Below are 11,267 nucleotides of genomic sequence, written 5' to 3'. Positions count from 1 at the left end.
CACCCGGTTCGGGTGGCCGCCCCTTTGAGGTCACTCACTGGGTTCGTACACCGTCGGCGTACGAACGGCAGGGTTACTTGCCCTTGGCCGCTTCCTTGAGCTTCGAGCCCGCGGAGACCTTCACGCTGTAGCCGGCGGGGATCTGGATGGGCTCGCCGGTCTGCGGGTTGCGGGCGGTGCGAGCGGCACGGTGGGTGCGCTCGAAGGTCAGGAAGCCGGGGATGGTGACCTTCTCGTCGCCCTTGGAGACGATGTCGCCGACGACGTCGGCGAACGCGGCCAGCACGGCGTCGGCGTCCTTGCGGGTCACCTCGGCGCGGTCGGCCAGCGCGGCCACCAGCTCACTGCGGTTCATGTTGTTACTCCCGTGTTCATCTTGCCGTTGAGGCGTCAGATCGAAGCCGATGCTGCCAGGGTCCTCGATGAGTCCCCGGACCCGGGTCCGTCGTCAGACCCTCGCGCCCAGGGACGCATCCTGCCCCTACCTGCGGCGGGAAAGCCAATCCGGCACCGGCAGGAGTCGTGAGAACACCCTTGGGGAGTCACACGAAAAGAGGGCCTGAGCCTGGCGCCACGATAGCTGCGCTGCTGACAGGGTTCTTGCGACGCGCCGGGTTCCGGGCCGCCGTGGGGTTACTCACAGTCCCGGCCGACGGCCCCGGTCCCCCGAGGGGGACCGGACGGCCTCGGCCTCAGACGCCGGACGGGCTGCCCGCCGCCGCGCCGACCGCCTTGGCGGCCTCCCGCACGGCGCCGGCGACCGCGCCCGCGACCTTGTCGTTGAAGACGCTCGGGACGATGTAGTTCGGGTTCAGCTCGTCCTCGGTCACCACGTCCGCGAGGGCTTTCGCGGCGGCCAGCATCATCTCGGTGTTGACGGTCCGGGACTGCGCGTCCAGCAGACCGCGGAAGACACCCGGGAAGACCAGCACGTTGTTGATCTGGTTCGGGAAGTCCGAGCGGCCGGTGGCGACAACGGCTGCGGTCTGGCGGGCGATTGCCGGGTCGACCTCGGGGTCCGGGTTCGCGAGCGCGAACACGATCGCCCCGTCGGCCATGGCGGCCACGTCCTCGCCGTCGAGAACGTTCGGGGCCGAGACGCCGATGAAGACGTCGGCGCCGTGCACGGCCCCCTTGAGGGTGCCCGTGAGGCCCTCGGGATTGGTGTTGTCGGCGATCCAGCGCAGCGCCGAGTCCGGGGCGGCGTCCACCAGGTCCTCGCGGCCCGCGTGCACGACACCGTGGATGTCGGCGACGACGGCGTTCTTGACGCCCGCCGCGAGCAGCAGCTTCAGGATGGCCGTACCGGCCGCACCGGCGCCGGACATGACGACGCGGATGTTCTCCATCGCCTTGCCGGTCACACGAAGGGCGTTCGTCAGGGCGGCGAGGACGACGATCGCGGTGCCGTGCTGGTCGTCGTGGAAGACCGGGATGTCGAGGGCCTCGCGCAGCCGGGCCTCGATCTCGAAGCAGCGCGGGGCGGAGATGTCCTCGAGGTTGATGCCCGCGAAGCCCGGGGCGATCGCCTTGACGATCTCGACGATCGCGTCGGTGTCCTGGGTGTCGAGGCAGATCGGCCAGGCGTCGATGCCGGCGAACCGCTTGAAGAGGGCCGCCTTGCCCTCCATGACGGGCAGCGCGGCCTTGGGGCCGATGTTGCCCAGGCCCAGCACGGCGGAGCCGTCCGTCACGACCGCAACGGAGTTGCGCTTGATGGTGAGGCGGCGGGCGTCCTCGGGGTTCTCGGCGATCGCCATGCACACGCGGGCCACGCCCGGCGTGTAGACCATGGACAGGTCGTCACGGTTGCGGATGGGGTGCTTGGACGCCATCTCGATCTTGCCGCCGAGGTGCATGAGGAAGGTCCGGTCCGAGACCTTGCCCAGCGTGACGCCCTCGATGCCGCGGAGTTCCTCCACGATCTCGTCCGCGTGCGCGGTCGACGACGCCGCGATGGTGACGTCGATACGGAGCTTCTCGTGACCGGAGGCGGTGACATCGAGGCCGGTCACCGAGCCTCCGGAGGACTCCACGGCGGTGGTGAGCTGCGAGACGGCGGTTCCGCTCGCGGGCACCTCCAGCCGGACCGTCATCGAGTAGGAGACGCTGGGCGCCGTTGCCATGGCCGACTTCCTCTGCTTTCACCTGACGCTGAGTTGTGCCGTCCGATCGTCGCACCTACCGCTGAGTAGCAGGTAGCCGCCCTCAATTGCGAACGTTTTGTTCGCGGAACGGGCCGACAAAAAGAGACCCACGTCACGTGGACGTGGGTCTCTTCGGAAGTAAGCGGCACCGGCCCGCCATGCTCGCCTCGCGGCAAGTGGTCGCTCGTAGCGACGAAGGTTGGGCCCGGGGGCTTGGATCGAGCCGGTGCCACATCCAGGCTAACAAACAGATCCCGTAAGGCCATTCCCGTACCGGTAGTTCATTTCGCCGACAAGTGGGTAACGGGCCTCAGTCCCTGAGCAGGTCCGGAACTCCCGCCGCGTCGGGCTCGTCCCGGTCGGCCGAGACGACCGTGAGCTGCTGGGTGGCCCGGGTCAGCGCGACGTAGAGGACACGCAGGCCGGCCGGGGACTCGTCGGCGATCTCGGCCGGGGAGACCACGACCGTCGCGTCGTACTCCAGGCCCTTCGCCTCCAGACTGCCGAGGGCCACGACCCGGTCGCCGAGGCCGGCGAGCCAGCGGCGGGCCTCCTCGCGGCGCTGCATGGCGACGACCACGCCGACCGTGCCGTCGACGCGCTCCAGCAGCCGGGCCGCCTCGTCGCGGACGGTCGCGCCCAGCGTGTCCTCGACGACGGTGAAGCGGGGTTCGACGCCGGTCGAGCGGACCGCCTTCGGCGACACGGAGCCGGGCATGGCGAGGGCGAGGACCTTCGAGGCCAGCTCGGCGATCTCGGCCGGGTTGCGGTAGTTCACCGTGAGCTCGAAGCGGCGGCGGGGGCGGGTGCCGAGGGCCTCGTCGCGGGCCTGGGCGGCCTCGTCCGGGTCGGACCAGGAGGACTGGGCGGGGTCGCCGACGACCGTCCAGGTGGCGTGCCGGCCGCGGCGGCCGACCATGCGCCACTGCATCGGGGTGAGGTCCTGGGCCTCGTCGACGATGACGTGGGCGTATTCGACGCGCTCCTGAGCGAGGCGTTCGGCGCGCTCGCGCTGCGACTCCTCGCGCACCGGCATCAGCTCCTCCAGGCCGGTGAGCTGGTCGAGCGGGTCGAGTTCGCGCTTCCTTCGGGGCCGGGCCGGGGCGCCGAGGACGGCCTGCAGTTCGTCGAGCAGGGCGATGTCGTGGACCGTGCGGCCCTCGCGCCGCAGCGAGCGGGCGACCTTGCGGACCTCGCCGGGGTTGAGGATCCGGCGGGCCCAGCGGCCGAGGCGCCGTTCGTCGGCCATGGCGTCCAGAACGGCCGCGGGGGTCAGCTCCGGCCACCAGGCGTCGAGGAAGCCGATGAAGGCGTCCTCGGAGGTGATGTCCTCGTCGAAGGAGGACCGCAGCTCGGCCGCGAGCTCGGGGTCGGTGTGCCGGCCGGCCGCGCCGGACTGCTCCCACAGGGCGTCCAGGAGGAGCTTGCGGGCGCGGGGGCGCAGCAGGTTCACCGGGGCGGTGCCGCCGAGGGCGGCGCGGCGGATGCCGTCGAGCTCCCGGGCCTCCAGTTCCAGGCGGCGGCCGAAGGCGACCACGCGCAGCCGGGCCGGTGGATCGTTCAGCTCCAGGGCGCCGCGCGCGGCCTTCCGCAGCACCTTGAGCATGCGGGAGGAGCCCTTGGCGCGGGCCACGGACGGGGAGTCGTAGAGCGTGGCCTCGCTGCCCTCGACCAGGGAGCCGATGGCGCGGATGGCGACCTGGCCCTCCTCACCGAGGGAGGGGAGCACGCCCTCGGTGTAGGCGACGAGCAGCGGGGTCGGCGAGACGATCAGGATGCCCCCGGCGTAGCGGCGCCGGTCCTGGTAGAGGAGGTAGGCGGCGCGGTGCAGGGCCACGGCGGTCTTGCCGGTGCCGGGGCCGCCCTCGACGTAGGTCACGGAGGCGGCGGGGGCGCGGATGACCAGGTCCTGCTCGGCCTGGATGGAGGCGACGATGTCGCGCATGGTGTGGCTGCGGGCCTGGCCGAGCGCGGCCATCAGGGCGCCGTCGCCGATGACGGGCAGCTCGTCGCCGTCGAGGTGGGCCGTCAGCTCGGGGCGCATCAGGTCGTCCTCGACACCCAGCACCTGGCGGCCCTTGGAGCGGATGACGCGGCGGCGGACGACGCGGCCCGGGTCGACCGGGGTGGAGCGGTAGAAAGGGGCGGCCGCCGGGGCCCGCCAGTCGATGACCAGCGGCGCGTAGTCCTGGTCGAGGACGCCGATGCGGCCGATGTGCAGGGTCTCGGCGATGTCGGCGGTGTTGTCGGGGCGTACGGCCCCGTCCGCCGGCTCGATCGCGGTGTACGCCCCGTCGGGGCCCTTCTTGCCGTCCTTGCCGGTCAGCAGGTCGATACGGCCGAAGAGGAAGTCCTCGAACTCGTTGTTCAGCCGGCTGAGGTGGATGCCCGCGCGGAAGACCTGTGCGTCCCGCTCGGCGAGTGCGCCGGGGGTGCCGACCTGGCCGCGCCGGGCCGCGTCCTGCATGAGGAACTCCGCCTCGTGGATCTTCTCCTCGAGGCGCCGGTACACCCGGTCCAGGTGTTCCTGTTCGACGCGGATCTCCCGGTCACGTACCGAGTCGTGCACCGAACCGACCGCGCCTTGTCTCTGAGCCTGAACGGCCACCGGGCCCCCTTCTGACGTGCTGGGCAGCCGTCAACCGTACGCGAAGGGGGCCCCTGGAAGCTACGGGCGGGCCGACGGGCGCGGGACCATTTACCCCCATGGCGCCTGCCGTACGACCGGACAGGCCTACGCGTCGACCTCGACCAGCCGCTTGCCGTCGAACGTCACGACCTCGAAGTGGTCGATCTCGTTCGGCTCGAAGGCGGCGCCACCCTGGACGTAGAGGGGTTCCTTGGCCTTGTCGGACTTGGCGTCCGGCAGGCCGTAGCCCCACTCCGGGACGGACCAGGAGGACAGGGTCTCGCGCTCACCGTTCTTGCCGACCGCGATGAGGGCGCACTTCAGCGGGCCCTTGACGTTCTTCAGCTCCAGGACCATGCCCGTGCCCCAGTCCTTCTTCTGGACTGCGACGGTCGCGGAGACCTTGGTGCTCGGGTCGGTGGCCGTGATCTTGTCGGAGATGCCGTCGAAGGCCGCCTTGGCGGGGCTCGCCGCGACCGTGCGGTTCTCCGCGCCCCCGCTGTCGCCACCGCCGTTCGTCGCGACCGCGACGAACGGGCCGCCGATGATCAGCGCGCCGGCCGCGGCCACCATGTAGAAACTGCGGCGGCGCTTCTGGGCGCGGCGGTCGGCGACCTCGTCGACCAGCTTCTCGACCAGGCGCGGCCGGGGCTTCGCGGACAGCGACTCGCCGATCGCGGGGGTGCTGCCGGAGCCGGGCAGGTCGGCGAGGGCGGCGAGCATCGGCTCCATGCCGGCCAGTTCGTCGAGCTGCTGGGCGCACCATTCGCAGGTCGCGAGGTGAGCCTCGAAAGCGGTCGCTTCGGCGTCGTCGAGGATGCCGAGGGCGTAGGCACCGACGGTCTCGTGCTCGTTCGGCACCGGAGATTCCTGCATGGGACCAGACATACCCATGCCTCCCGTACCGAACCCTTGGTTACCCCCGTAAACACTCATCACGCCGTCACCCCCCGCTCCTCCAGTGCCAGCTTCATCGAACGCAGGGCGTAGAACACCCTGGAGCGGACGGTTCCGCTGGGTATGCCCAGGGTCTCGGCCGCCTCATTGACGGTACGCCCCTTGAAATACGTCTCGACGAGCACCTCCCGGTGGGCGGGCGTCAGGTCGTCGAGTGCGTCCGAGAGAGTCATCAGCCACAGCGCCTTGTCGATCTCGTCCTCCGCGGGGATGACCTCCAGCGGCGACGGGTCGACCTCCTGCGGCCGGGCCTGCCGGCTGCGGTGGCCGTCGATGACGATGCGCCGGGCGACCGTCACCAGCCAGGGGCGTACCGATCCGGTCGCCCGATTGAGCTGACCGGCGTTCTTCCAGGCACGGATGAGCGTCTCCTGCACGACGTCCTCGGCGCGCTGCCGGTCTCCGGCGACCAGGCGCAGGACATACGCAAGCAGGGGTCCGGCGTGTTCGCGATAGAGCGCACGCATCAGCTCCTCATCGGGTTCCGAGGGCTGGGACATGCGATGTCGGGCCCTCGGTGCACGTTCATTGGCCACGACGGAATCCTTGCGCACGCCCACCTCCGGTGTCCGGGGGTTCCCCCAGTCGGTCGCTCCACATGCCGTACGGACGCGAGCGGTTGGGCGTTCAAAGAGACCCGGCAGATTTCTTCGGATTGACGTGACGAGCGGGACATGAGGTCACATTCCCACCCCGCGTTCTTTACATTTCCGCCACATCGGCAAGATCAAGCCAGGCCTTCCCTACGGTGGCGTAGGTAAACGACGTGTAATCGAAATCACTTCGACAGCGCGGTCGCAGAAGTCGCATTTAGGACAGGGGAATTGAGTGCACGGACCACTCAATTCCGTTTCACGCGCGGGCGAGTGCCGCACGGCGACGATGCCGGGCGACGCGTTCGCGGTTCCCGCAGACCTCACTGGAGCACCAGCGCCTCCTGCGCCCCCGGGAGGTGTCGAGGTACACAATGGGGCAGTTGTCGCCTTCGCACTGACGCAGGGCCGCGCGGGCGACGGGGTCGGTCAGCAGCTCCACGGCGTCCCGGGCGACGGCCGCGAGCAGGGCGGCGCAACCGGGCGGATCCAACCGCCGCAGCAGTTGGCCGTCTTCGCCGCGGACCGCGCGCGGGGCCGGGGGCGCGGTGCGGGCCAGGTCGTTGACGCGGGCCAGGGCCAGGTCGTACGTCGCGACGCCCGGTCTCGGCCGGCTGCGCACCAACCGGTCGATCTGGGCACGCAGTTCACGGAAGGCCGGCAGCCAGCCGGTGTCGGCGTGGGCCAGGGAGGTGTCCGCCGGGACGAGTCCGGAGCCGATGATCCAGGCGCGCAGCACGTCGACGGAGTCGAGCCGTTCCTCCGGGTGCGTGGTGGAGAGCAGGTCCAGGCAGATCCGCCCGGCATCGAACCTCAGCTCGTAGGGGGCCGTGGCCGTACCCAGTGCCATGTGCCTGTCACCGCCTAGGGGTTCACCCCGGTCGCGAGGGCTTCGGTGAGACGCCAGTGAGAGGTCCGGTAAACCGTTCCCTCTTACATTGCCTGCCCGCCACGACGCCGGAAACCCCTCGCACACACCTCGCCGCGACGGGTGGCCTGGGGGACCCGCGCTCAGGCCACGCCCGGAGCCGGGCATCACACCCGGCGGCCGGACGCACGCGGACGCCCCGGGGGAGGAAGGCCGCTCCACCCCGGGCCGGTATCCGGCGTGTTCCGGCTCAACCTCCGGGCGGGCTCACGCGTCCGCGTACTTCGTCTCCGCGGTCGGGTCCAGGGCCAGGCGGTAGCCCCGTTTGACCACTGTCTGGATCAGCTTGGGCGTGCCGAGGGCCGTGCGGAGGCGGGCCATGGCGGTCTCCACCGCGTGTTCGTCACGGCCGGATCCTGGGAGGGCGCGCAGGAGGTCCGCGCGGGCGACGACCCAGCCGGGGCGGCGGGACAGGGCGCGCAGGAGGGACATACCGGCGGGCGGGACCGGTTTGAGGTGGCCGTCGACCAGGACGGCGTGGCCGCGGATCTCCACGCGGTGCCCGGCGACGGGGAGGGAGCGGGCCCGCGCGGGGAGTTCCTGGCAGAGGAGCTGGACCAGGGGGCCGAGCCGGAAGCGTTCGGGCTGGATCGTGTCGATGCCGCGGGACTGCAGGGGCAGAGCGGTGACCGGTCCGACGCAGGCCGGCAGGACGTCGTGGCTCAGCGCCGCCAGGACCTCGTCGAGCAGTCCGCGGTCCGCCGCCCGGGACAGGAGGGAGGCAGCGGCAGGGGCGCTGGTGAACGTGAGCGCGTCCAGGCCCCGGGAAACCGTCGCGTCGAGGAGACGGTCCACCGGGCCGATGTCCTCCGGCGGCATCCAGCGGTAGACGGGCACCCCGACCACCTCGGCCCCGCCCTCGCGCAGCGCCTCCACGAAGCCGGGCAGCGGCTCACCGTGCAGCTGGATCGCGATCCGCAGACCGTCGACGCCCTCCTCCAGCAGCCGGTCCAGCACTTCCGCCATGGACTCCGACGACGGCGACCACTCCTCCGTCAGCCCGGCGGCCCGCACCGCGCCCTTGACCTTCGGCCCGCGCGCCATGATCCGTACGCCGCCCAGCCGGGACAGCAGCTCCTCCCCCAGTCCCCAGCCGTCGGCGGCCTCGACCCAGCCCCGGAACCCGATCGCGGTCGTGGCCACGACGATGTCCGGTACCTGCTCGGTGATCTCCTTCGTCGCGGCCAGCAGTTCGCTGTCGTCGGCGAGGGGCACGATGCGCAGGGCGGGGGCGTGCAGGACGGCGGCTCCGCGTCGCTGCAGCAGCGCCCCGAGCTCATCGGCCCGGCGCGCGGCCGTCACACCCACGGTGAAACCCGCCAGGGGTCCGTGGTCCGGTCGCTGTTCTTCCTCGTACATGGCTCTCGTCCCGCATCCAGTCGTCGTACTTCGTGGGTACGGCGTACCTACATGCCGATCGAGCCTGTCAACGGCTCGTGACAGGCCCGGATCGGCTTGATGTCGCTGGTGTTACGTCACACCTCCGCGTAGCTGAGCTGCGGCTTCGCCTCGGTCGCCGAGGTGGCGTGGGTCTCCGAGGCGGCCGGGCGGCGAAGGTATACGGCCCAGGTGACCACGAAGCAGACGCCGTAGTAGGCGAGGAAGGCGATGAAGGCACCGGTTCCGGAGCCGACGGTGAGGAAGGACTGGCGCAGCGACAGGTTGATGCCGAGGCCACCGAGGGCGCCCACCGCGCCGATGAGGGACATGGAGGCGCCGGACAGCCGGCGGGCGTAGATCGCCGCGCCCTCACCGGTCATTCCCTTGGCCGCGGCCTTGGCGCGGTAGATGCCGGGGATCATCTTGTACGTGGAGCCGTTGCCGATGCCGGTGAGGATGAAGAGGGCGATGAACCCGCCGATGAACAGCGGCAGGGACTCCTGCACCGACGCGGTGACGATGACCGCGGTGGCGACGGCCATGAGCCCGAAGTTGCACAGCGTGACCTTGGCACCGCCGATCCGGTCGGCGAGCTGCCCGCCGATGGGCCGGATCACCGAGCCCAGCAGCGGACCGATGAAGGTGAGGGCGGCCGCCTGCAGCGGCGTACGGCCGAACTGGTTCGTCAGCACGAGTCCGAAGGCGAAGCTGTAGCCGATGAACGAGCCGAAGGTGCCGATGTAGAGGAAGGACATGATCCAGGTGTGCCCCTCCTTCACCGCCTCCTTGGCCGCCCCGGTGTCGTTGCGCACCGGCGCGAGGTTGTCCATGTAGCGGGCGCTCAGCACGGTCGCCAGGATGATGAGCGGAATGTAGATCGCCAGCAGGAGACGGGGGTGACCGGCACCGACGAGCCCGATGACCAGCAGACCCAGCAGCTGGACGACCGCGACGCCGATGTTTCCGCCGCCCGCGTTCATGCCGAGGGCCCAGCCCTTGAGGCGCAGCGGGTAGAAGTTGTTGATGTTGGTCATGGACGAGGCGAAGTTCGCCCCGCCCACACCGGTGAGGACCGCCACCAGCATGAAGGTGGAGTACGAGGTGCCGGGCTCCATCACGAACAGCAGTGCCGTGGTCGGCGCCAGCAGCAGACCCGCGCTGAAGATGGTCCAGTTCCGGCCACCGAAGCGGGCGACAGCGAAGCCGTAGGGCACCCGCAGGCAGGCGCCGACCAGGGAGGCGACGGCGACGAGGAAGAACTTGCCGGCGGGGTCGATGCCGTACTCGGGGCCCATGAACAGGGCGAGCACCGAGAACATGCTCCATACGGAGAATCCGATGTGCTCGGAGATCACCGAGTAGGTCAGGTTCCGGCGGGCGATGTGCTTGCCCTCCGACTCCCAGAAGGTCTCGTCCTCGGGATCCCACTGCTCGATCCAGCGAGACCCCTTCGGGGGTGTACTGACGGGGGTCGGGGCTGTCATCTCAGGCCTCCACGGTTCTCCGGGCTCAGGTCGCACTGCCAGTGGCTGGTCACGAAGGTAGGGAGGGCTCGTTTCCGGGCTGTGGCACCGGATGACCGGAAAGGGAATTTGCTCTCACCCGGTGGAGAGGGCGGATGAGAGGTCGTGTGGGTCGCCCTCTGCCTGAGGGCGGGACAGAGGGCGGGGGCGTCAGCGCTGCGGGGGCTGCCAGTGGGGGTTCTGCTGGTGGGGGTGAGGCTGGTGGTACGGCTGGCTGTACGGGCCGGGGGGGTGCGCGCCGTAGGGGCCGGGGGCGGGCTGGCCCTGGTACGGGCCCGGCGCGGGCTGACCTGGGTATGGGCCCGGCGCGGGCTGACCGGCGTACGGTGCCGGTGCGGGTGCGGGTGCGGGTGCGGGCTGACCGGCGTACGGTGCCGGTGCGGGCTGACCCGCGTAGGGGGGCGCGAGCTGACCGCCGTAGGGGCCGGGCGCGGGCTGGCCGCCGTAGGGGCCGGGCGCGGGCTGGGCATAGGGCCCCGGCGCCTGCTGCGCGAAGAGATTGCCCTGCCCGGGCAGCTGCGCCCCCGGCGGCAGATACCGCAGCCGGCCGGTCTCGTCGCTCACCGGCATGAACCCGGCCGCCTGCAACCGGGCCGCGAACTTGGCGTTGCGCTTGCGCGTCACGACCAGGCCGATCCCGAAGACCGCCATGAGCAGCAGCCACACCACACCGGCCGCGACGAAGTCGGTGGACTCGCCTCCGAAACGGAAGCCGAGGATCACACAGCCGGCAGTGACGCCCAGCGCCCCGTACCCCATGCGCTTCTCGGCGTTCTTGCCGGTGAGGTCGAAGTTGATGCGGGCCTTGAGGAGTTCGAACGCGTCCGGCACGAGGGGCGGCAGGGAGATCCCGTCGGCCGCGCCCGGGTACTGCGCCCAGTTCTGCCCGGCCCAGGCCCGGGCCTGCGGGCTGGGGTCGGGCAGAAGCAGCATGGTGAGCGCGCCGTTGCGGCCGTTGCTCTGGCGGACGTCGGCGTACTCGTAGCCGAACTGCTGGGCGATGAAGGCCAGCCGGGCGAGCTTCTTCACGGACGCCATCGGGCTGGTGAGTTCGACCGGTTCCCCGCTCGCCATCAGCCGCAGCATCTTCCGTGTCTGCCGCTTGCTCAT

The 11,267-nt window shown here is 70.8% G+C and carries 9 protein-coding genes; all 9 read right to left on the bottom strand.

Going from position 1 to position 11,267, the window contains the following annotated elements; translation table 11 throughout:
• Positions 1 to 73: 73 nt before the first annotated feature.
• On the bottom strand, positions 74 to 355 hold the full coding sequence (locus ACFU3E_RS24495) for an HU family DNA-binding protein (protein WP_003990598.1): 282 nt from the start codon (positions 353 to 355) through the stop codon (positions 74 to 76).
• 337 nt (positions 356 to 692) lie between these two features.
• On the bottom strand, positions 693 to 2,126 hold the full coding sequence (locus ACFU3E_RS24490; RefSeq protein WP_384162003.1) for an NAD-dependent malic enzyme: 1,434 nt from the start codon (positions 2,124 to 2,126) through the stop codon (positions 693 to 695).
• A 331-nt stretch (positions 2,127 to 2,457) separates the two neighbouring features.
• Positions 2,458 to 4,755 (bottom strand): HelD family protein, encoded by a 2,298-nt coding sequence (locus ACFU3E_RS24485; RefSeq protein ID WP_384162000.1) that lies wholly within the window; start codon positions 4,753 to 4,755, stop codon positions 2,458 to 2,460.
• A gap of 126 nt (positions 4,756 to 4,881) precedes the next feature.
• On the bottom strand, positions 4,882 to 5,712 hold the full coding sequence (locus tag ACFU3E_RS24480; RefSeq protein ID WP_384161997.1) for an anti-sigma factor family protein: 831 nt from the start codon (positions 5,710 to 5,712) through the stop codon (positions 4,882 to 4,884).
• A complete protein-coding gene (locus tag ACFU3E_RS24475) occupies positions 5,712 to 6,233 on the bottom strand; it encodes a sigma-70 family RNA polymerase sigma factor (protein ID WP_010039908.1) in 522 nt (173 codons plus the stop codon). The genes ACFU3E_RS24480 and ACFU3E_RS24475 overlap by 1 nt, the downstream gene beginning before the upstream one ends.
• 352 nt (positions 6,234 to 6,585) lie before the next feature.
• A complete protein-coding gene (locus ACFU3E_RS24470) occupies positions 6,586 to 7,176 on the bottom strand; it encodes a CGNR zinc finger domain-containing protein (protein ID WP_384161994.1) in 591 nt (196 codons plus the stop codon).
• A gap of 285 nt (positions 7,177 to 7,461) precedes the next feature.
• The gene (locus ACFU3E_RS24465) at positions 7,462 to 8,613 is read right to left on the bottom strand and encodes a uroporphyrinogen-III synthase (protein WP_384161991.1); all 1,152 of its coding nucleotides are present in this window, start codon (positions 8,611 to 8,613) and stop codon (positions 7,462 to 7,464) included.
• 116 nt (positions 8,614 to 8,729) lie between these two features.
• Complete coding sequence (locus ACFU3E_RS24460; protein WP_384161988.1) at positions 8,730 to 10,118, bottom strand: MFS transporter; 1,389 nt, start codon at positions 10,116 to 10,118, stop codon at positions 8,730 to 8,732.
• A gap of 189 nt (positions 10,119 to 10,307) precedes the next feature.
• On the bottom strand, positions 10,308 to 11,267 hold the full coding sequence (locus tag ACFU3E_RS24455) for a hypothetical protein (RefSeq protein WP_384161985.1): 960 nt from the start codon (positions 11,265 to 11,267) through the stop codon (positions 10,308 to 10,310).

Origin of the sequence: Streptomyces sp. NPDC057424 (assembly GCF_042803315.1) — a bacterium.
Classification (GTDB): domain Bacteria; phylum Actinomycetota; class Actinomycetes; order Streptomycetales; family Streptomycetaceae; genus Streptomyces.
The sequence above is the reverse complement of the archived record's forward strand: the minus strand, read 5'-3'. Positions and strand labels throughout refer to the sequence as shown.

Coding starts and splice junctions, on each gene's coding strand:
- ACFU3E_RS24495 (WP_003990598.1), bottom strand. CDS start 355: ATGAACCGCAGTGAGCTGGTGGCCGCGCTGGCCGACCGCGCCGAGGTG.
- ACFU3E_RS24490 (WP_384162003.1), bottom strand. CDS start 2,126: ATGGCAACGGCGCCCAGCGTCTCCTACTCGATGACGGTCCGGCTGGAG.
- ACFU3E_RS24480 (WP_384161997.1), bottom strand. CDS start 5,712: ATGAGTGTTTACGGGGGTAACCAAGGGTTCGGTACGGGAGGCATGGGT.
- ACFU3E_RS24475 (WP_010039908.1), bottom strand. CDS start 6,233: ATGTCCCAGCCCTCGGAACCCGATGAGGAGCTGATGCGTGCGCTCTAT.
- ACFU3E_RS24470 (WP_384161994.1), bottom strand. CDS start 7,176: ATGGCACTGGGTACGGCCACGGCCCCCTACGAGCTGAGGTTCGATGCC.
- ACFU3E_RS24465 (WP_384161991.1), bottom strand. CDS start 8,613: ATGTACGAGGAAGAACAGCGACCGGACCACGGACCCCTGGCGGGTTTC.
- ACFU3E_RS24460 (WP_384161988.1), bottom strand. CDS start 10,118: ATGACAGCCCCGACCCCCGTCAGTACACCCCCGAAGGGGTCTCGCTGG.
- ACFU3E_RS24455 (WP_384161985.1), bottom strand. CDS start 11,267: ATGAGCAAGCGGCAGACACGGAAGATGCTGCGGCTGATGGCGAGCGGG.